This window comes from Candidatus Profftia sp. (ex Adelges kitamiensis) (assembly GCF_020342455.1).
Lineage (GTDB): Bacteria > Pseudomonadota > Gammaproteobacteria > Enterobacterales > Enterobacteriaceae > Profftia.
Genome location: NZ_CP080506.1, coordinates 383,661 through 407,267 on the forward strand (window position 1 = coordinate 383,661; position 23,607 = coordinate 407,267).

General features: G+C 28.4%; 14 protein-coding genes, 1 tRNA gene and 2 rRNA genes. 12 read left to right on the plus strand and 5 right to left on the minus strand.

All coding sequences use genetic code 11. From position 1 onward, the window contains the following. Positions 1-2,522: 2,522 nt before the first annotated feature. The 6 genes from potA (at position 2,523) to ruvX (ending at position 7,933) form a co-directional block, all read left to right on the plus strand. The gene (gene potA, locus K0T98_RS00910; protein ID WP_225639540.1) at positions 2,523-3,653 is read left to right on the plus strand and encodes a spermidine/putrescine ABC transporter ATP-binding protein PotA; all 1,131 of its coding nucleotides are present in this window, start codon (positions 2,523-2,525) and stop codon (positions 3,651-3,653) included. Continuing rightward, positions 3,646-4,503, plus strand: a complete 858-nt coding sequence (potB, locus tag K0T98_RS00915; RefSeq protein WP_225639541.1) for a spermidine/putrescine ABC transporter permease PotB — start codon at positions 3,646-3,648, stop codon at positions 4,501-4,503. Before potA ends, potB begins: the two co-directional genes overlap by 8 nt. Then, on the plus strand, positions 4,503-5,300 hold the full coding sequence (gene potC, locus K0T98_RS00920) for a spermidine/putrescine ABC transporter permease PotC (RefSeq protein ID WP_225639542.1): 798 nt from the start codon (positions 4,503-4,505) through the stop codon (positions 5,298-5,300). The genes potB and potC overlap by 1 nt, the downstream gene beginning before the upstream one ends. 122 nt (positions 5,301-5,422) lie before the next feature. Next, the gene (tadA, locus tag K0T98_RS00925; protein WP_225639543.1) at positions 5,423-5,893 is read left to right on the plus strand and encodes a tRNA adenosine(34) deaminase TadA; all 471 of its coding nucleotides are present in this window, start codon (positions 5,423-5,425) and stop codon (positions 5,891-5,893) included. Between the two features lie 1,039 nt (positions 5,894-6,932). Continuing rightward, on the plus strand, positions 6,933-7,496 hold the full coding sequence (locus K0T98_RS00930; protein ID WP_225639544.1) for a YqgE/AlgH family protein: 564 nt from the start codon (positions 6,933-6,935) through the stop codon (positions 7,494-7,496). Then, positions 7,496-7,933: a Holliday junction resolvase RuvX gene (gene ruvX / locus K0T98_RS00935; protein ID WP_225639545.1), complete on the plus strand. Its 438-nt coding sequence runs from the start codon at positions 7,496-7,498 to the stop codon at positions 7,931-7,933. Before K0T98_RS00930 ends, ruvX begins: the two co-directional genes overlap by 1 nt. An 88-nt stretch (positions 7,934-8,021) precedes the next feature. Here the strand turns inward: ruvX and znuC are convergent, their stop codons facing one another. From znuC to K0T98_RS00955, 4 genes are all read right to left on the minus strand, one after another. After that, positions 8,022-8,732: a zinc ABC transporter ATP-binding protein ZnuC gene (gene znuC, locus K0T98_RS00940; protein ID WP_225639546.1), complete on the minus strand. Its 711-nt coding sequence runs from the start codon at positions 8,730-8,732 to the stop codon at positions 8,022-8,024. 128 nt (positions 8,733-8,860) lie between these two features. Next, positions 8,861-8,937 (minus strand) — tRNA-Asp (locus K0T98_RS00945). Positions 8,938-8,958: 21 nt separating this feature from the next. Further along, positions 8,959-9,073 (minus strand): 5S ribosomal RNA (rrf, locus tag K0T98_RS00950). A gap of 97 nt (positions 9,074-9,170) precedes the next feature. Further along, positions 9,171-12,076, minus strand: a 23S ribosomal RNA gene (locus K0T98_RS00955). Positions 12,077-13,615: 1,539 nt separating this feature from the next. Between K0T98_RS00955 and rpmF the strand changes: the two genes are divergently transcribed. From rpmF to acpP, 6 genes are all read left to right on the plus strand, one after another. Next, the gene (gene rpmF / locus K0T98_RS00960; protein WP_225639547.1) at positions 13,616-13,786 is read left to right on the plus strand and encodes a 50S ribosomal protein L32; all 171 of its coding nucleotides are present in this window, start codon (positions 13,616-13,618) and stop codon (positions 13,784-13,786) included. 28 nt (positions 13,787-13,814) lie between these two features. After that, complete coding sequence (gene plsX / locus K0T98_RS00965; protein ID WP_225639548.1) at positions 13,815-14,858, plus strand: phosphate acyltransferase PlsX; 1,044 nt, start codon at positions 13,815-13,817, stop codon at positions 14,856-14,858. Then, positions 14,849-15,799 (plus strand): beta-ketoacyl-ACP synthase III, encoded by a 951-nt coding sequence (locus tag K0T98_RS00970; protein WP_225639549.1) that lies wholly within the window; start codon positions 14,849-14,851, stop codon positions 15,797-15,799. The genes plsX and K0T98_RS00970 overlap by 10 nt, the downstream gene beginning before the upstream one ends. Positions 15,800-15,899: 100 nt before the next feature. Then, complete coding sequence (gene fabD / locus K0T98_RS00975) at positions 15,900-16,844, plus strand: ACP S-malonyltransferase (RefSeq protein WP_225639550.1); 945 nt, start codon at positions 15,900-15,902, stop codon at positions 16,842-16,844. Continuing rightward, positions 16,844-17,578 (plus strand): 3-oxoacyl-ACP reductase FabG, encoded by a 735-nt coding sequence (fabG, locus tag K0T98_RS00980; RefSeq protein ID WP_225639551.1) that lies wholly within the window; start codon positions 16,844-16,846, stop codon positions 17,576-17,578. Before fabD ends, fabG begins: the two co-directional genes overlap by 1 nt. A 151-nt stretch (positions 17,579-17,729) precedes the next feature. Beyond that, positions 17,730-17,966, plus strand: coding sequence for an acyl carrier protein (gene acpP / locus K0T98_RS00985; protein WP_225639552.1), 237 nt, complete (start codon positions 17,730-17,732; stop codon positions 17,964-17,966). Between the two features lie 341 nt (positions 17,967-18,307). Here acpP and tilS read toward each other — a convergent pair whose 3' ends face one another. After that, entirely contained in the window at positions 18,308-19,648 is a 1,341-nt protein-coding gene (tilS, locus tag K0T98_RS00990) for a tRNA lysidine(34) synthetase TilS (protein WP_225639553.1), read from the minus strand. Positions 19,649-23,607 lie beyond the last annotated feature (3,959 nt).

Here is a 23,607-nt window from a genome sequence, read left to right on the forward strand (position 1 = left end):
AATTATATTAATCATATAATTTTATTAATTAGTAAATTTATATAAGTATTATATCTTAAAAGAAATGACCAATATTTTATTAATAAAATTATAAAAATACTTTATAGACTATAATAGTCTAATCTTATATTAATATTAATGCATTATATTATTGAATAAATAAGTGTTATATTTTATAAATATAAAATGATAAATTAGTAAGGTTTAATAAAATTTAATCTAACTACTATATAAAATTTTATTAAAAATATTTTATATTATGCTAATTTTTTAAGAAAAATTTTTTTATCATGATCTAACTAAAAGTTAGTAATATTCACTCTAAAGTAATTATTTTTAAATAAAAATAATAATAATTTATTTTAACTTAATATTAATTATAATAGGTGTTAATATTTATTATTAAATATAAATATTATTTTAGAGATAATAGTAAAAATATATTAAAATATATATTTAGTATATCAAGTGGTTATAGTATATAATAAGTATTTCTTATTAAATATTTTTTTTAATTTTGTAGTTTGTATATTTTAAAATAATTAAAAGTGCAAGGATATATTGTATTTAAATATTTATTAGTTATAAGTAATTTATTTTATTTTTGTTTTAGTTAATGAATTATATTAACTAATATATATATAATATAGATTTTTATCTTAGTTATTAAACATTTATTGTACTAAAGATAATATATAAAAATTGTAATCCTATCTTGTTTTAAAGATACTTATTTAACTGAGTATTTTGTATTTTTAATAGTTATTTGTTATCTGCTTTTTTTGTTTATTATTCAGAATTATAGTAAAGAATGCTTTTATTATTTTTACTCTACTATATGTATGTTTCTAATTATTAGGAAGATTATTTATCTTAATAAGATATCTGTATCTTCTAAAATTCTTATATTATAGAAATAATATCTTTTTAAGGGTAAAGGAATGTTAGAAATCCATATATAAATAAGACTTTATCTTCAACTATTTATATATCAGATTAAGTTCTTTTCATTTCTTTCACTATATTAATATTTTAGATGATATTCATTTTTAAATTTAGATAATTTAGGGAGTTTTCTTGTTAAAAATTATTAATTTATTATGTATTGAGTAATGTATACAAATTATATAAACCCAAGAAAATAATTTACAACTAGTCTAGTTTTATTTTATAATTATTAGGACTTATAAAATATAGTTTCAATTTTTTTATGTTGATTCTGTGAGTAAAAATTTTTATCGACTCTTTATATGTAATCTTACCAAAGAGATATTGTTTTAATTAAAATATAATTTATTAGTATAGCTAAAATTATTTTTGCTAAATTTCAGGTATCGTAAAAAATATTTACTAAATAAAGAAATTAGAGAATATACCTATATTACTTTATAAGTTTTATTATAAATATATACTACCTATGATTTATAGTATAAAATACTATTTAAAATAATTATTGATTGGTAGTATTTTAATAAAAAATTCATTCTGATTATTAGTATAATTCGAGTGTAATATCTTTATAAATAAGCTAATTTTAATATTAGTAAAATAAATATTATTTATTTTAAATAGTGCTTTACTTAAAATTTTATTTATACACTTTTTTTTGATTTTTGATAAAAAGTATTATTATAATAGTCATACTAATATTTATTATATATACAAGTACTTTTATATTACATGAGTAATTCACATATAAATATTTTATTAAAAAATATTTTTTTAGTAATTTAATCCTTTTAAATAAAGTATAAATTAAAGCTAATTGTAGTATATGTATTATTTTAATAATATTAACTCTATATTTATAGATATATACTATAATACTTATTATGTTTTAATATTATATATTTTAGCATACCCAAAATAACTAAAGTTTAGGTATAATTAATCATTAACTTTTTATTATTGCTTGGTATGTTAGTATTTAATGTTATATTACTAACTATTGTAGTTTATTAAATTCATATTTAAACTAAATAGTTTATTATTTTACTATATTTTATTGAATTTGAGAATATAAAAGTAAAAATTATTTATTATTACTAGTAATAATATCCTAAGTTAGGAAGAATATATTCACTATTCTTATCTACATAAAATATTTTAAGTTATATTGATATTAATAATGATATTTAATGATCTTTCAATCACAAGATACTTATTCAAAATGTTATAAAATTGTATGATTTTAGCAAACATATTTTTGCTAAAGAAAAAATTATTACTATAAAAATCCCATTAAAAATTAAATAAAAATACTTTACTAATTAGCAAGTTATATTGAACTGTTATTCAAATATATTTTAGAATGATTGACCTAATTTTTTATAATTATAAAAACTAATTATAAATCAATACATAATTTTGATATAATAAATTTATTTAATATTATTATATTCTTTTACAAGAGAACTTCTTATGTTTTTAGTATTTTAATGACAGTGTTAGTTAACCTGTTCTCAAATTCTTTCTAGTTGTGGTTTTATCTGCAATATGTAGTTAGATAAAGTAGCAAATTAATGACCAATATCTCCTTATTAAATATTTATAAAAAATCTCAACCTGTAGTAAGTTTGATAGATGTCAGAAAATCTTTTAATGGTAAAAATATCCTTAATAATTTTCATCTAACTATTAATCATGGTGAATTTTTAACTATTATCGGTCCTTCTGGTTGTGGGAAAACCACTGTTTTACGTCTTATTGCTGGTTTAGAAGAAATAGATGATGGTAGAATTATTTTAGATGGTAAGGATGTAACTAATCATCCAGCAGAAAATCGTCATGTTAATACTGTTTTTCAAAGTTATGCACTATTTCCACATATGAGTGTGATCGAAAATGTAGCATTCGGTTTACATATGCAGAAAAGACCTAAAACTGAAATTTTACCCCGTGCTTTAGAAGCACTATCTATGGTGCAGTTAGAAGAGTTTTCACAATGTCGTCCTCACCAACTATCTGGTGGTCAGCAACAGCGTGTTGCTATTGCGCGTGCAGTAGTTAATAAACCTAAAGTTCTACTGTTAGATGAATCGTTATCAGCATTAGATTATAAACTTCGTAAGCAGATGCAAAATGAGCTGAAAGCATTACAACGTAAGCTAGGGTTTACTTTTATATTTGTAACGCACGATCAGAAGGAAGCTCTAACAATATCAGACCGTATAGTAGTAATGCGAAAAGGAAACATTGAACAGGATGGTACTCCTCGTGAAATATATGAAGAACCTAAAAATATATTTGTTGCTAGTTTTATTGGTGAAATTAATATTTTTAATGCTGAGGTTTTATATCGTATCGATGATTATCGTGTTCGGGCAAATGTTGAGGGTTATGAGTGTAATATTTATATGAGTACAACAAGAAAGGTCGTGATAGGAGATAAGTTAAATGTATTATTACGCCCAGAAGATATACGCGTAAAGGAAATATATTACGGTCAAAAAGTTAATGGAATTATAGGATATATACGAGAGCGTAACTACAAAGGTATGACACTTGAATATACCGTTGAATTAGAAAATGGCAAGATAGTTCTAGTAAGTGAATTCTTTAACGAAGATGATCCTGATTTAAATTATTTATTGAATCAAAAAATGGCTATAACTTGGGTTGAACGCTGGGAAGTAGTACTTGCTGATGAATAAAATGCATAAGTATTTTAAGAAAATAGTCATCTTAATTGTATTTTTTTGGTTAGTATTATTTGTCTTGATACCCAATTTAATAATTATTGTAACTAGTTTTATGACTAAAGATGACACTACTTTAGTGAAGATGGTATTAACTTTTGATAGTTATATACGTTTATTTGATCCATTATATACTAAAGTATTACTACATACTTTAAGTATTGCTATCTTTACTACAATCTGTTGTTTATTGTGTGGATATCCTTTTGCTTTTATTTTAGTGCATATGCCCGACAAATTACGTTTTATTTCACTATTTTTATTAATAGCGCCTTTATGGACTAGCTCATTAGTACGTATTTACGGATTAAAGATATTTTTAAGTACTAAAGGATATCTAAATGAATTTCTCTTATGGATGGGAATTATCGATACACCCTTAAGAATTATATACACACCAGAAGCAGTTATTCTAGGATTGATTTATATTTTACAACCATTTATGGTTATTCCTCTTTATTCTAGTATTCAAAAACTAGATAATTCGGTTATAGAAGCAGCTCGTGATTTAGGAGCTAACAAAATACAGATATTTATACGCATTATAATACCATTAACACTACCGGGTATTATTGCAGGTTCCATGTTGGTTATGTTATCTTCTTTAGGAATGTTCTATGTTTCTGATCTTCTTGGTGGAGCACATAATTTACTGATTGGTAATGTAATAAAAAATCAATTTTTAAATATTGGTAATTGGCCTTTTGGTGCAGCAACTAGTATCGTGTTAAATATATTAATGGGAATGTTAATGTATATTTATTACCGTGTCGGTAATTTAATGAGTAATAAGGTGGGACTTTAGTGATTGGAGTTTTACTGCGTAGTACATTTATGTTGATAATATACGCCTATTTATATATTCCTATTATTATTTTGATCGCTAATTCTTTTAATAGTTCTCGTTTTGGTATTAACTGGAAAGGTTTTACTCTTGATTGGTATGGAAAGTTAATAAATAATGAAATCCTACTTCAGGCAGCTAGTAATTCTGTTACAATGGCAGTTTTTTCTTCAACTTTTGCTGCATTAATTGGCTCTTTAATGGCAGTAGCTTTATTCCGTTATCATTTTCGGGGGAAGTTATTTATCAGTGGTATGTTATTTGTATTAATGGTATCACCGGATATAGTTATGGCTATTTCTTTTCTAGTACTTTTTATCCTACTAGAAGTTTCTTTGGGTTTCTGGTCTCTTCTATTTTCGCATATTACTTTTTGCTTACCATTTGTAGTAGTAACTGTATATTCACGTCTAAAATGTTTCGATGTGCGCATGTTAGAAGCGGCTAAAGATTTAGGTGCTAGCGAAATTATTATTCTACAAAAAATAATTTTTCCACTTACTATGCCTGCAGTGATAGCAGGTTGGTTATTAAGTTTTGCTCTTTCTATTGATGATGTGGTGATTTCTTCTTTTGTGAGTAGTCCTAGTTATGAAATTTTACCATTGAAAATATATTCAATGGTAAAATTAGGTGTCTCTCCCGTTGTTAATGCATTAGCAACTATATTACTAACTATATCATTAATTTTAGTTTTAGTAAGTCAGATAATACTAAGTGATAGAACAGAGAGACAGCGTAGAATTTTTGCAAAATAGAATTTAATTCCTATTAATTTAACAAACAAATGTAACAAATTTACTTATATATTGTAATTTAATTACACTAATTTTAAAGTAAATATAATAACTCTCTTTGAGCAAATAAGGTAATTCATAATATGAGTAAATTAAATGATGCTTACTGGATGCAGCAGGCTTTATTAATGGCTTATAATGCCTTGTATCAGGGTGAAGTTCCTATAGGAGCTGTTTTGATTCTAGATTTGAAGGTAATAGGGTGGGGATGGAATTGTCCTATTACTAATCATGATCCATCTGCACATGCCGAGATTATAGCTTTAAGACAGGGTGGTAAAATATTACATAATTATCGCTTAATTAATACTACGTTATATGTCACGTTAGAACCATGTATAATGTGTGCTGGGGCAATAGTTCATAGTCGTATTAAGCGTTTAGTATATGGTGCAAGTAATATAAAAATGGGAGCAACTAAGAATTTTTTTGATATTTTTAATAATTTAGGAATAACACATCAGATTGAGATTACTGCAGGAACAATGGTGAATGAGTGTACTAATGTATTAGATAATTTCTTTAAAAAATGCCGCCAAAAAAAATCCTTATAAATTCTTTCTTTAAGTAATTTTAATATATTATGATATTTAAATATATTTAATATCTTTTACTCTATATCAATAGAGTATTTTATCTTCTTATTTAAAAGATAGTCTTTAAATTATTATATAATTTACTAAATAATCTAGAAGTAAGAATCTTTTTACTTATTATATTAATATAATTTTTTGCATGTCTATTTAATGTAATAGTATCCTTAACTGGTTTTAAAAAAATTTTATATTAACCTCAAAATTTTACTATAAAAAATACTTAGTTTAATAATATACTTAGAATACAATATTACTTATTAAATAATTTTTTATTACAGTTAGTTTTTATTAAATATTGTATTACATTATAATCATGTAAGAAATATTATAAATATTTTGGTAGTTAAACTAACTATATCTATATTTTTAAATTAAATATCAAAATATAATAATGCTTTAATCAACATCACTAAAATTAGTTCAGTACTATAAAGTTATAATATATAATAAAAATATTTACTAAATTATATATTTTTTATAAAATAAAGATATTAATTTAAATAATAAATATAGAATTCTATTCTTAATATTACATGAATACATATTAATAATACGAATATAGTTTTATATTGCTTATGAGTAAATTACTTAGAGAATATTATTCTGATTTATGTAGTTTACGTACAGTGCTTAGTTTATTAAGTAATCATTCTGTATAGTTATCTTTTAGATGTAATGTGTTATAAATATCTATATTTTATTATTAAGAATAGAAATAGAAACAATAAAAGTATTTTATATTGTAGTATTATATATTTATAAAGATTTTATTATTCTTTTATGTTTAATTAAGTATCAGGTAAGATAATCTTGATCTTGTTATTAATTTAAATTTTTTTTTACTAAAATACTAATTAATTTTAGAGTAAAATCGTTTTTACTTGATTAGTAATATCCATTTAAAATAAGTATAATCAAATTATAGTATAAAAGTACTGCTCTCTAAAAAACTAAATGTTATATATATTAATAAATACTAGTGAGTTGAATCCATATAATGAATTTAGCACATCATTTTCTTATAGCAATGCCTTCTATGCATGATCATCTCTTTAAGCGCACGGTTATATATATATGCAAGCACAATAGCGAAGGAGCAATGGGTTTAGTAATTAATAAACCCATAGAACAACTTACTTTGGCAATATTTTTACAAAAGTTAAATATTATTCCAGGATTAATGGATCTTAAGATTAACCTGGATAAACCAGTTATGTATGGTGGTCCGTTAGCTGAAGATAGAGGTTTTGTATTACATACACCACAATTATATTTCAACTCTAGTATAGAGATATCCTCTGAGTGTATGCTAACTACATCTCGTGATATATTAGAAACATTAGGCACAAAAAATCAACCAAAAGATATATTTATTTCTTTAGGTTATTGTAGTTGGGATTATGGTCAATTAGAACAAGAGTTATTAGATAATTGTTGGCTAACAGTTGAAGCATATACTAATTTATTTTTTTATTCACCTATTGCAGAGCGTTGGATAAATGCATCTAAAAAAATAGGTATAGATATTCGTCAGATAGTTACTTCAATTGGACATGCCTAATGAGAAATAGAAGAGATATTATTGCTTTTGATTTTGGTACTAAGAATATTGGTGTTGCAGTAGGGCAAGAAGTGATAGGTATAGCTCATCCTCTTGATTTTTTTAAAACTGAAAAGGGATTACCAGATTGGTCTAAAATAGGAAAAATTTTAAAAGAATGGCATATAAATTTAGTTATAGTAGGACTACCATTAAATATAGATGGTACCGAACAGTTTATTACTACTCAAGCACGTAAATTTGCTAGTTGTATTCATGGTCGTTTTGGAGTACAGGTAGTTTTACATGATGAACGATTTAGTACTGTAGAGGCTTATACACATCTTTTTGCTAGTGAGGGCTATCGTACCCTAAAAAAAGGTAAAGTAGATTCTATTTCAGCAGCTATTATTTTAGAAAGTTGGTTTAATCATCAGCTAAATAATCATTCTAAATAAAAAGGTGCTAATTTATTTAGAATGATATAATTAATTTTCAGTATTAGTATTTTCATTCGTATTAAGTTATAAGAGCCAAATTAATAGATTATAAGGGTAATTGCTGATGATGATGACGATAAATAGCTAGTTTATCAGCCCCATAGCGACCAAACATAGCAATAAATTCAGGATGTATTGAAATCACTTCAGGTGTTCCTGAACAACAAATATGCTGATTAAGACATAATACCTCATCTGTTTGAGCCATAACTAAATGTAAATCATGAGAAATTATTAAAACAGAACAACGTACCTCTTTTCTAAATTGATTAATTAAATCATATAGCGCAAGCTGACCATTAAGATCCACTCCTGTAGTTGGTTCATCTAATACCAATAAAGCAGGTTTATTAATCAAGGCGCGTGTTAATAAAACACGCTGATTTTCTCCTCCTGATAGTTTTTGCATAGGTATATTTAAAAGATGTGCTGCATCAACTCGTTTTAAAGCAGGTAAAACATCTTGTTTACGTACATCAGGACGCAGTCGAATAAAACGGTTAACTGTTAATGGTAGCATGTTATTTAAGTATATTTTTTGTGGTACATAACCAATAGTTAAATTACCTGTGGTAATTATTGATCCTGATGTAGGTTTAATTAAACCTAATACTACGCGTACTAAAGTTGATTTTCCAGCACCATTAGGCCCTATTATAGTTATAATACGCCCATATTTTAGCTTTAGTGATATATCAGAGAGTATATTACTGTTATTAAAATTTACCGTAATATTTTTAAGAGATATTAAGTTCATATGATTTTGATTAGATATTATGTTATGAATTATAATTTATAATAATTTATGTAACAAAATCATTGTATTTAATAGTTGAAGTATTTTTCATAAAACAAGAAGTAATATCACCAATAAAACTTGATAAGTGGCGGAACGGACGGGACTCGAACCCGCGACCCCCTGCGTGACAGGCAGGTATTCTAACCAACTGAACTACCGCTCCACACCTACTTACTAATTTAAGGCTTGGCAGTTTCCTACTCTCGCATGGGGAAACCCCACACTACCATTGGCGCTACGATGTTTCACTTCTGAGTTCGGCATGGTTCAGGTGGGACCACCGCGCTATTGCCGCCAAGCTAATTATTATTAATTTACTACATTTTATTATTTTATTAAATTTATTAAACAAGCTAATTTTATTCAATTTTTTAATTAAAACATCTTTGGTGTTGTGAGGTTAAGCCTCACGGATCATTAGTACTGGTTAGCTCAACGTATCACGACGCTTCCACATCCAGCCTATCAACGTCTTAGTCTTAAACGTTCCTTTAGGAGACTCAAGGTCTCGGGAAGACTTATCTTGAGGCAAGTTTCGTGCTTAGATGCTTTCAGCGCTTATCTTTTCCGCATGTAGCTACCGGGCAATGCCATTGGCATGACAACCCGAACACCAGTGATGCGTCCACTCCGGTCCTCTCGTACTAGGAGCAGCCCCTCTCAATCTTCCAACGCCCACGGCAGATAGGGACCGAACTGTCTCACGACGTTCTAAACCCAGCTCGCGTACCACTTTAAATGGCGAACAGCCATACCCTTGGGACTTACTGCAGCCCCAGGATGTGATGAGCCGACATCGAGGTGCCAAACACCGCCGTCGATATGAACTCTTGGGCGGTATTAGCCTGTTATCCCCGGAGTACCTTTTATCCGTTGAGCGATGGCCCTTCCATTCAGAACCACCGGATCACTATGACCTACTTTCGTACCTGCTTGAGTAGTCACTCTTGCAGTTAAGCTAGCTTATGCCATTGCACTAACCTCACGATGTCCGACCGTGATTAGCTAACCTTAGTACTCCTCCGTTACTCTTTAGGAGGAGACCGCCCCAGTCAAACTACCCACCAGACACTGTCCTCGATCCCGCTAAGGGATCGGAGTTAGAACATTAAACATTCAAGGGTGGTATTTCAAGGTTGGTTCCATGTGGACTGGCGTCCACACTTCAAATCCTCCCACCTATCCTATACATCAATATTCAATATTCAGTATCAAGCTATAGTAAAGGTTCACGGGGTCTTTCCGTCTTGCCGCGGGTACACTGCATCTTCACAGCGATTTCAATTTCACTGAGTCTCGGGTGGAGACAGTCTAGCCATCATTACGCCATTCGTGCAGGTCGGAACTTACCCGACAAGGAATTTCGCTACCTTAGGACCGTTATAGTTACGGCCGCCGTTTACTGGGGCTTCGATCAAGAGCTTTACCTTGCGGTTAACCCCATCAATTAACCTTCCAGCACCGGGCAGGCGTCACACCGTATACGTCCACTTTCGTGTTTGCACAGTGCTGTGTTTTTATTAAACAGTTGCAGCTAGCTGGTATCTTCGACTGGCTTCAGCTATATTCGCAAGGAATTTTCACTTACATGCCAGCATGCCTTTTCCCGAAGTTACGGCACCATTTTGCCTAGTTCCTTCACCCGAGTTTTCTCAAGCGCCTTAGTATTCTCTACCTAACCACCTGTGTCGGTTTGGGGTACGATTCTATGTTACTTAGAGCTTAGAGGCTTTTCTTGGAAGTGTGGCATTAACTACTTCATTACCTAAGTAATTCGTTATAACGCCTCAGGGTTAACGAAAGAGCGGATTTGCCAACTCTAACCCCCTACACGCTTGAACCAAGACAACCGTCGCTTGGATAGCCTAGCCTGCTTCGTCCCCCCTTCGCAGTAACATTGAGTACAGGAATATTAACCTGTTGTCCATCGACTACGCCTTTTGGCCTCGCCTTAGGGGTCGACTTACCCTGCCCCGATTAACGTTGGACAGGAAACCTTGGTCTTTCGGCGAGCGGGTTTTTAACCCGCTTTATCGTTACTTATGTCAGCATTCGCACTTCTGATACCTCCAATAGCTTTTACAAGCTTATCTTCACAGGCTTACAGAACGCTCCCCTACCCAACAGCACAAGTGCTGTTGCCGCAGCTTCGGTGCATAGTTTAGCCCCGTTATATCTTCCGCGCAGGCCGACTCGACCAGTGAGCTATTACGCTTTCTTTAAATGATGGCTGCTTCTAAGCCAACATCCTGGCTGTTTATGCCTTCCCACATCGTTTCCCACTTAACTATGACTTTGGGACCTTAGCTGGCGGTCTGGGTTGTTTCCCTTTTCACGACGGACGTTAGCACCCGCCGTGTGTCTCCCGTGATAACATTCTTCAGTATTCGTAGTTTGCATCGAGTTGGTAAGTCGGGGTGACCCCCTAGTCGAAACAGTGCTCTACCCCAGAAGATGAATGCACGAGGCGCTACCTAAATAGCTTTCGGGGAGAACCAGCTATCTCCCGGTTTGATTGGCCTTTCACCCCTAGCCACAAGTCATCCGCTAATTTTTCAACATTAGTCGGTTCGGTCCTCCAGTTAGTGTTACCTAACTTTCAACCTGCTCATGGCTAGATCACCGGGTTTCGGGTCTATATCTTGCAACTAAACGCCTAGTTAAGACTCGGTTTCCCTACGGCTTCCCTAATCGGTTAACCTTGCTACAAAATATAAGTCGCTGACCCATTATACAAAAGGTACGCGGTCACACTATTAATGTGCTCCCACTGCTTGTACGTACACGGTTTCAGGTTCTATTTCACTCCCCTTACCGGGGTTCTTTTCGCCTTTCCCTCACGGTACTTGTTCACTATCGGTCAGTCAGGAGTATTTAGCCTTAGAGGATGGTCCCCCTGTATTCAGACAGGATATCACGTGTCCCGCCCTACTCATTGAACTCACAATGCATATATTTTAAAGTACGGGGCTATCACCCTGTATCGCATGTCTTTCCAGACATTTCCTCTGACATATGCTTTGCTGAAGGTTCTGGGCTGTTCCCTTTTCGCTCGCCACTACTAAGGGAATCTCGGTTGATTTCTTTTCCTCAGAGTACTTAGATGTTTCAGTTCCTCTGGTTCGCTTCATTAAGCTATTTATTCACTTAATGATAATGCAATATTGCACTGGGTTTCCCCATTCGGAGATCATCGGTTAATAGTGCTTCATATCAGCTTACCGACGCTTATCGCAGATTAGCACGTCCTTCATCGCCTCTGACTGCCTAGGCATTCACCGTGTACGCTTAGTCACTTAACCCCACAACCCGAAGATGTCTCTTATATATTATTCTGCTTATAAAACAGTTAAAGACAGTTTTTAAAATTGTAAAATTGAGAAACTAGCTTGAAAGACTTTTACCTAATTCAAGTCGCTTAAGTTGATTTAAAATTTTAGCTTATTCCAAATTTTTAAAAGAGCAATTATCTTAGAATCACATTTTAAGATATTTTTAGTAAAATTTTATATACTAGGGTAGTACTTTTATTTTAAAAAAGTTTGTATGGATGATAATTATTGAAGTAAATTATTTTTACTTATTTTGCAAATACCAGATAAATAATTTTTATAAATATTTTGTTGTATTTTATCAGACTACCTTTAATTTTTATTTTAAATATTAAAGGAATTTTAAGTTATGTATATTTATTTATGTAATCAGTTATGTTTATAAAATAAACAATACTAGTTTTTGTAAATATTTAAGCTAGTATTTAAATTAAAAATTTTGATTATTATGTTTCTATTTAAAAAATAGCATTATGTTTATTTATCTAAAAATATAAATAGGTTAAGATAATAATCTTAAGAGATTGTCTAATAAAATTTTTAAAGAGCAGAGAGCTGAAACATAGTTTTTTACTTTGATTATTGTAGGTATAATACACCCCTTTTTTTTTAAGTCAAGAAATAATTTAAGAAATTTATTATTAAATTTTATTTGCTTAATTTAAATTTTAATGTGTTTTTAAATGGATATTTAACATTTAATGTAAATTATTTAAGTATTTTATCTTAGATTAATAAACTTTAATTATATACTCTTTGTATTTTATATTTTTATATAGGAGAATAATACATATTAATTGTATAATCTCATCTATGTACAAGATATCTATCAATTAAGTTTTACTTACGATACATTTTACTTATAAGTACTTCAAACTATTTAATATATTATTAAAGCAAGGTAAGCATTTGTATTAACAGTAGTAGTAAAAAATTTTAAAATAAACCAAAGAAAGTATGAATTTTTTATTTTTATTTTTTGTCTTAATTTGTATTTATAATAATAGATTATTAATACATCCTTATTTATATCATTAGTTGTGTATCTATATTATAACCTAGTGAGATTTAATGAGGATTAATGTTATATTTACGATATTTTTATTTATTGTATATTTGTATTAAATAAATAAAAATATATCTATTGTTACTTAACTTAAAGTATATCCCTATATAATCTTATTATTTAAAGGTTATTAATAATAATTATTCATTAGCTATTTTGACACCATATCAATATTGCATATTATTGATCATATGTTAAAATAGTAAATTTTATATAATATTTTATGCTTCGTCTTATAAGTACATTATATAAAGTTTTATAAATTTAGTTATTTTGATAATTTATTAAATTTATTATTAATAGTACTTTTTATACATAAATCTAAATAATGTAAAATGTTTATAGTAGTATATCATATAACATATTATTTAATAGATTAGATGATTAAGTACATTTGCACATTACTGATATTTAAAATATAATTATATTAAGGAATAAGAATTATGGCCGTACAACAAAATAAAAAAACCCGTTCTTGTCGCGGTATGCGACGGTCACATGATAAGTTGACTATGATGATTTTATCTTGTGATAAAGTTTCTGGTCAAACTCATTTACGCCATCATATTACTTCAGATGGTTTCTATCGTGGTCGTAAGATTATTGTAAGGTAAATACTCTAGTTACTTACAAGGAGATAATTTGACTAGCCTAACACTAGCGTTAGATGCTATGAGTGGGGATTTTGGTCCATGTATAACAGTTCCTGCTGCATTGCAGGCACTGGCATCGATTTCATCTCTACGTCTTCTTATTGTTGGACAGCCCGATGCTATTGCACCTTATCTTATAAAAGCAGATAGGTTACTTCAAAAACGTTTGCGCGTAATTCCTGCAGAATACGTTATTCTAAACGACATCAAGCCTTCAATAGCTATCCGTGCTAGTCAAGGAACATCGATGCGTATTGCTCTAGAATTAGTTCACAGTGGTGCAGCTGAAGCTGTTGTTAGTGCTGGAAATACCGGAGTTTTAATGGGGTTAGCAAAAATGATTCTTAAAACTTTAAAAGGTATTGAACGTCCAGCTTTAATGACGGTGTTGCCTAATCAGAAAAAAGGTAAAACAATATTCTTAGATTTAGGTGCTAATGTTACAAGTAGTAGCTCTATGTTAGTTCAGTTTGCTGTGATGGGTTCGATAATAGCAGAAGAAGTGTTTGGTATTACAATGCCACGTGTTGCTCTTCTAAATATTGGTGAAGAGGATTATAAGGGTTTAGATAATATTCGTGAAGCAGCCGCCGTACTTAAAAGTAAACCAACAATTAACTATATCGGATATCTAGAGGGAAATGATTTGTTAACCGGCAAAACAGATGTTTTGGTTTGTGATGGTTTTGTGGGTAATATTACATTAAAAACAATGGAAGGGGTAGTGCGTATGTTTTTATCTCTTCTAACATCACCGATAGATAAGGATAAGAAATCTTGGTGGTTAATGTTATATAGGTACTGGCTTCAAGAAATAATTATAAATCGTTTAGGACTCTTTAACCCTGATTATTATAATGGAGCATGTTTGATAGGATTAAATGGTGTAGTAATTAAAAGCCACGGCGCAGCTAATCAAAAAGCATTTACTATCGCTATTAAACAAGCAGCACAAAAGCACATTTCTCAGCGAATTTCTATGCGCCTTGAGGATATATACTCAAGAGGCATAGATAATCGTACATGTATATAAGCATTTTAGGAACTGGTAGCTATTTACCGGTAAAAGTACGTACTAACGCTGATTTAGAACTTATGGTTAAAACTTCTAATGAATGGATTATTTCACGTACTGGTATCCGTGAACGCCGTATTGCTGCTCTTAATGAAAATGTATCAACGATGGGGTTTGAAGCAGCGAAAAATACAATCGAGATGTCTGGTCTTGATAAAGATGATATTGACTTAATCATTGTTGCTACTACATCTGCCACTCATGCGTTTCCAAGTGCTGCTTGCCAAATACAGCATATGCTGGGAATTAAAGGTTGTGCGGCTTTTGATGTAGCAGCAGCTTGCGCTGGTTTTACTTATGCGTTAAGTATTGCTGAGCAATATATCAAGAATGGCGCAGTCACATATGCGTTGGTCATTGGTTCTGATACGTTAAGCCGTACGTTAGATCCTCAAGATCGTAGTACTATAATTTTATTTGGTGATGGAGCTGGAGCGGTAGTGCTAGGTGCTTCTAAAAAAGCTGGTATTCTATCTACACATATTCATGCCGATGGATACTATGGGGAATTATTAACTTTACCAAATTGCCAGCGTGGTACAAAAGATCATGCTTACTTGACAATGGCTGGTAATGAGGTCTTTAAAATAGCAGTCAAAGAATTAACTCGTATAGTGGATGAATCTCTTTATGCTAATGACTTAACATTAAGTGATTTAGATTGGTTAGTTCCGCATCAAGCTAATTTACGTATTATTATTGCTACAACTAAAAAATTAGGTATGACATTAGATAATGTAGTGGTGACGTTGGATCGTCATGGTAATACTTCTGCTGCTTCAGTACCTTGCGCGTTAGATGAAGCAGTACGAGATGGTCGCATACAGCGTGGTCAATTAATTCTTCTTGAAGCTTTTGGTGGTGGTTTTACTTGGGGTGCTGCTTTATTACGCTTTTAATTTTTAGTATTTTTAATATTTATTAGGTAAAATAATTAAAGTTACATGATCTACGTAGTTTCAATATTTTATTAGTATACAACATATCAAGAATATAAACATGCCTAAAGTAGCAATGATATTTCCAGGACAAGGTGCTCAGACTGTCGGTATGCTGGCCGATTTAGCTAATAAATTTTCTATTGTGAAGCATATTTTTTCCGAAGCTTCTATTGTATTAGGATATGATCTTTGGAAGTTAGTACAGGATGGTCCAGCAAAAAAACTAAATCAAACATGGAAGACACAACCTGCGCTATTAGCTGCTTCTATCTCTATTTATTCTGTATGGCAGCAGCATCATGGACCACAACCTATAATCGTTGCTGGTCATAGCTTAGGTGAATATTCTGCGCTAGTTTGTGCTAACGTTTTAGATTTCCAACAGGCTATTCTATTAGTTGAGTTACGTGGAAAATTAATGAATGAAGCAGTTCCTGCAGAAAACAGTGCAATGTTTGCAATTCTTGGTCTAAATAAAGAAAAAATTATCAAGGTTTGCTTAGAGTTAATGCCAGAAGAAATGGTTTTTCCAGTAAATTTTAATTCTCCTAGTCAGGTTGTTATTGCTGGAGACAGAGATGCTGTTGAACGTGCAAGTATATTATGTATGTCTATAGGAGCAAAACGCGCAATAAGACTTCCAGTAAATGTACCATCTCATTGTATTATGATGAAAACTGCTGCAGAGAAATTATTGATTACTTTAAAAAAAATAAAATTCAATGTACCAAAGTTTGCAGTTATTAATAATGTAGATGTAAAGGTATCTTATTCTCCTTCTGAAATTCGTAACGCATTAGTTCGTCAGATGTATAATCCAGTTCTCTGGAATGATTCAATAGAATTGATAGCAAGTCTAGGTGTTAAGTATATCTTAGAGGTTGGTCCAGGAAATATTCTAACTAGCTTAGCTAAGCGTACTATCACAACTACTACAGCAATAGCAATAAACGATTCTTCATCACTATCATTTGCGCTTGCGCAAGTACAAAGAGAAATATAATGAGTTTAGAAGGAAAAATTGCATTAGTTACAGGTGCTAGCCGGGGTATTGGTAAAGCTATTGCTGAAATTTTATTATCTCGTGGTGCATGTGTTATTGGTACAGCAACCAGTGATCATGGCGCTGCAAATATTAGCACTTACTTACTGGAAAATGGTAAAGGATATAATTTAAATGTTACTGATCTAGCGTCTATTCATTTAGTCTTAAAGGATATTCGTTCTAAATTTGGTAAAATAGACATTCTAGTTAATAATGCCGGCATTGTTCGTGATAACCTTTTAATACGTATGAAAGAGGATGAATGGAATGATATTTTAGACACAAATTTAACTTCTGTATTCCATTTATCAAAAGCAGTTTTAAGAGATATGATTAAAAAACGTTACGGCCGTATTATTACTATTGGTTCTGTTATTGGTATTATGGGTAATGCAGGACAATCAAACTATGCAGCAGCTAAAGCTGGTTTACTTGGCTTTAGTAAATCGCTAGCACGAGAGGTTGCTTCTCGTGGTATTACTGTTAATGTCGTAGTGCCTGGTTTTATTGAAACCGATATGACACACGCATTAACGAAGGAACAGCGTATCAGTATACTATCGCAGATTCCAATAAATCGTTTAGGTAATGCAAAAGAAATTGCTAGTGCTGTTGCATTTTTAGCTTCAGATGAATCTAGTTATATTACCGGTGAGAGCGTACATGTTAATGGCGGTATGTATATGATTTAAAAAGTATAAAAAAAATTTTGTGGAATAAATGACTGTAAAATAATGAAATATTGTGGTTTGATAATCCTATATAGTTAAGGTGTATCTTACCCAATTTTCAGTACATACGAAAACAATCGCGCAAGCGATTTTTGATAGGAAATTTAAGATCATGAGCACTATCGAAGAACGCGTTAAGAAAATCATTATTGAACAGTTAGGTGTTAAGGAAGATGAAGTTGTGAATGATGCTTACTTTGTTGACGATCTAGGCGCTGATTCTCTTGACACAGTTGAACTGGTAATGGCTCTCGAAGAAGAGTTTGATACTGAAATTCCAGATGAAGAAGCAGAAAAGATTACTACTGTTCAAGCAGCAATTGACTATATTAAATCTACTAATCAGTAATTATATAAAAAATTGGGTAATCAAATAATTACAATGTCTGGTATTATTAGGGTTGTATAATAACACAATTATGTAGATATATTTTTTTATGTAATTTTGTCTGATTACCTGTACAAAGGATATAATATAGTACAGACATTGATCTCTTTTTATTTTACTATTTAAGGGATGAATGTCTGTACTTGAGATATAATTAGATCAGTTGTATTTTTAGATATTTATAATATTTAGTTTGAAAGGGATATATAATAAAATGATCTTAAAATACATTCTGATTTTAATTATTATCTAATAAATTAATAGATTTTAAAATTATTATTAACTATTTAACAGTTTGCTACTTATTTATTAGAAATATTTGTACACATTTTTTTCCAGTATATATTCCATAATGATTCACCATTAATACCTTGCCCATCTTGAGTAATAAAAATACCTAGAGCTGCAATAAGAGTTTCATTGTAATATATCATAGGAATTCTATCTCTCTTCCATGGTGGAATATTGTATTCTTGCCATATTTTTTTTATTGTTTGTGAGCGTGGGCGGTCAATAAGGTGTATTTTGCCACGTGCAGTAAAACGAAGCGATACAACTTCATTATACTTTGGTGCACGTATACATATTCCTCTTTTTTGATTATCAAGTTGTAAATTTCCAAGTCCATCAGGTAGTTGTAAAAATACACCTGAATGCCAAAATATAATCTTTTCTTTTAAAGAGGATAGTAATGGTAATAAATAAAGATGTTGACGGTAACGACGGATCTGCTTTTTGCCTAATTGAAATATCGGATTGGCATCTTTTTTAGCCATAGCAACCTCTACCCATATTTTTTGAAGTTGTTCTCTAGTTGGCATCATCACTTGAAAGTGAGCAATCCAACGACGTAATAGCGCAGATCTTTTAGCTGTAGATATTGATAATAATCCATTAATACTAAGAGAATTATCCTTGCTCATTAGTGATTGTAGAGAACTTAGTAATAATTCATCTAATAACTGTTCTTGCTCTGCACATAGACTAGCGCTTCGAGCAACAGCTTTAGTAAAATGTGGCCAACGATAACATAGATTAGGAAGTACTTTCAATCGAAGAAAATTGCGATCAAAACGCTTGTCTTTATTACTATCGTCTTCAACCCATTTTAGATCATAGTACATTGCATATTGCTCTAATTGTTCTCGGCTTATATCTAGTAGTGGACGTATTTGTTCGGTATTATAAAAAGGCATATGGCTAGCCATAGCAGATAATCCAGTGGGACCACTGCCACGTTTTAATGCCAGTAAAAATGTTTCGCATTGATCATCTAGATGTTGAGCTGTCACTAATGTTTCTTGACTGCTTATTATACTGGCAATAGCACCATAGCGAGCGTTGCGAGATGCAGCTTCAATGCCAATATGTTTAGAAATAATATTTACGCGTAATATTTTTAAAGTTACTAGTAATTTACGACATACTAATTCACAGTGATCAACCCATAAATCAGCATATCTACTGATTCCGTGATGGACGTGTACTGCGTATAATTGCAAATAAGGTGTAATATGCATACGCAACTGTACTAATGAATGTAGCAGTACAGTAGAATCAAGACCGCCACTAAATGCAATCATAATATGTGAACGTCCTTGAATTTTATTGGCAATTTTTATATGTATAGTTGAGCTATTCATTCCACTAGAAGTCCTCCTAAGAGGATTAATAAATAATGTTAAACGGTCTTATTTTAATCAAGATATCATGCAGATGGCATAGTAAAATAAAATTATGGATATCATAGGAATATGAAGTACAATTTTGTGTACCTATATAATATTATTTATATATATTTTAAATAAAAGATTTAATTAAAAAAATTAAATTTTAGATATATACTGATTATAGTAGTATATTATATAATGAGTATTCTTATTCAGCGGTATTGTATTATTTTTTATAGAAGTTCTATCTTTATTATTACCAATTTTAAGTTTTATAGTAAAATTTTCTATTTTACAAATATTAATTTGTAATTTTTATATTTTACGTTATCAATTTTATTTATAGACACTACTTGAATGTAAATTATTATATATAAAAAGAATTAATTATTTATTTTACTTCTAGCGCTAAGTTAGATGATATCTCTATCTACTAGCATTACTATAGTTATATTGCTACTAGCATTTTTTCATTTTTAAAGAATATCCACTAAAAACTAATAATTTATTTTTATATTTTAGTTTTTCTTTTTATATTTATTATCTTTATTGTACTTCTAATTAAGTATTATTATATAATTTTGCGCTAGAATATCTATATTATTTATTTTTAATATAAAATTATCTAAAGACTTTAATAAGTTTAATAAGAGTTACAATATATAATGGTTTATTATTTTTATAATACATCTATATTATAAATATTTATATAGTATCTTATATAAGATAATTAAGGTTCTTGAGGAAAAAGAATAACTCTTATAATATAAATATATTTCATTGTAATCTTAAACTAATTATGTTAAAATAAAATTATTAATTTAAAATAACATATTTTTCTAATTTTATTAGACAAATACTAACAACTCATGTTAGTTATAATAAAATATTTTATATGACTATAACGATAATAAAATTATAATTATATACTTAAAGTTAATGCTTACATTCTTACGGTATAAGATTATAATTAGGCAATTACATACTGAACAATCATGAATTAATCTTAAAAATAAAATTTATTAATAAAATATTATAAGATTTCATCTTATCTTTAACTTTTAATAATAAAAAACATTTAAGTTATAGTAAATATGTATTTCATACATATGATATTAATCATTATATGATTTAAGTTAGTAATATAGTTTAAATATAATTACAATAATTTTTTTTACTTAATAATAAAGTATATATGTTTATAATTATTAGGAATATAGAAGTATAACTTTAATTAACGCCAATTAAATTAAGGGTTTTTAACCCATAACATAACATAGTTATATAAATTAAAATATTTACTCTTAATCTATCTACCATACATAATAGTACATTTATGTATAATACTTAAAATAGATCCTCTTAAACATTTTACTTTATTATATTAAATAATAGTTAAAATATCCTTAGAAAAAAATTCTTTATTTAGGTGAATATATTTTAGTAATTTTTTTAGAAAAAATAAACTATTAATTTTATTAAAGTAATTTTTTTTTAAATACAAATATAGTTCAACTATTTGTATTAATAAAATACAAATATATAAAGTAGTGTCAGAAAAAACAAATTATAAAATTATTATATCTTAATATATTCTTTGTTATTACTATTTTATATAACAAAATAGTTGATGTAATATATATAATACTTCTTCATGAATGTTACTGAACATATATATTTTATCTAATTAAATTAGATAATTTATTTTATTTATTTTTAATATCTCTTCATTATTTTAATTAATATTATTTATTACATGTATTTTAGCTTAATTATATAAGTTTTACTTATTTAATAGAATAAGTAATTATTTTAACTACAGAATTATTTACTTAATATAAAGGTTAGTCTTAAACGAATTATTATTTTGTTTATTTATATATATCAACTATAAGATAATTATATTACTACTAAAGAGTACTTGTATTAATTACTTTTATACAGTATAATAATACTTATATATTATTATTTAATTTATCATTATTCATTATCATTTAGTATATTATAGATGAAATATACTTTGAATAGTGTCTAGTAAAATATTTACAGAATTATTCTCTATTTTAAATATTAGATTAAATAAATCACTTTTAAAATCACTTATTCTTGGTCGCAATGGTTAAAATATAAGAAATTTTTAAGTTATTGTGTTAAATATATGTATATTTTATTACTTGATCATAAAGTCTTAATATACTTGGATTATCAAGTATTACTTAATAATAATAAAATTGTATTATATTGTAATAAAATATTAATATTTTTTAAATATTAATATTTTAGATATATATTAAGTAATAATAATTAATATATAATTATTTTTTAAATAATTTTTTATTAATTATTATATTAATTATTAATATATAGAGTTAATTAATTCCTGATATTCTATTTTATGTATAATACATCACATTCTTATTGTTTATCTTCAATTATTTCATTTTTAGAAGGTTATTTAATTCTTCTCCTTATTAATCTAAGTTATATACATAACTTTATAAAGTTAGATGCTTTATCTAAAAGTGTTATTATTTAGTTTTTTAGGGTATTATTTTCTAGGTAAATATCACTAAAAGAATAATGTAATTAATTTTTAAAGTTAGTTATTAATGATCTATATAATACTCTTTTATAAAGAATATTACAAATATTTAGATATTTTATATTAATAAATATTATGACTTTATTAAGTATCATAAATAATACTATAATAGTTATTAATAGATAGTACTTTCTTGTAGAAAATTTGTTACTTCTGGTGTATACGTACTTAGTTTATCTTGAAAATTAGTATTAATTTACATTATTAATATATTTTATTTAGATTTTTAATCTAACATAATAGATCTATTTTCATCTCTAAATATTACCAAAATAATATTTTATTAACTATATTAATTGCAATATATCTTCTATGAATGTTCACAGGTATAAAGCAGGTTAATAACCTACTATTATAATTATTGTTTTATTAAATCTTTTTAAAACATACAATTAAAGAAGAAAACACTGATCATCATAAGGTAGTGATTATTTCTTTTTAGTTTAGTTATTAAAGTATTAATTTTTTTAATAAAGATGGAAAATAGTATGTAGTATTACTTGTTACTGAAGTAACATACTTATAAAATATTCTGGAAATAAATTATAGGAAGATATTCTATCTTGAAATAGAGGGTATTTAAGGAACATTAATTTGATTAGTTTGAGTTAGTAAAAAAATTAATACTAAAAGATATACCGCATTAATTATAGTGTTTTAGCTAAATTATTTATGATATTTTTCTAGTATTTTAGTGTATAAAAAATTCTTATTAATATATTAAGTTAAATAACTATCCACGAAATACTTGAGGAATACTATTAATATTAATTATCATTAAAATTTAATACTAAATATAATATTAAGTATAATAGATAATTATCATGATTTCAGTTAATCATATACTTTATTCTAGCTAGTATAGGAATTGTAGTATTACTTGGGGAATACCTTAAATAGTATAATATTTAACAAATATCTAATTGCGTTATATATAATGTATTATCTAATAATGTTATTACTGTTTGCTAACAGATGATTAGATTAATAATCTAGTCAATGTTTTATTCATTACTTCTAATAATAACAATAAAAAATAGAGGTAGTAAGTAATAGTCAGTATAAAATTACTAGTCAATTCCATTGAATTATACCAATTCATCACTCATTAATAGATTTTTAGATAAAAGTATATAAATTTTAGCTTAATATAATAATCTTAACCAGTAAGGTATTTAGAATTATAACTAGAAGAAAAAACCAGTAGATGGGGTTTTATAATCTGAAGATTGGTGAATAACTAGATTATATTTACTTTTGTTTTTAGTTTTTTTTGTTTAAAGAAAACACTATAGATAAAATAATAAAATATAAGATAAAATTAATGTAA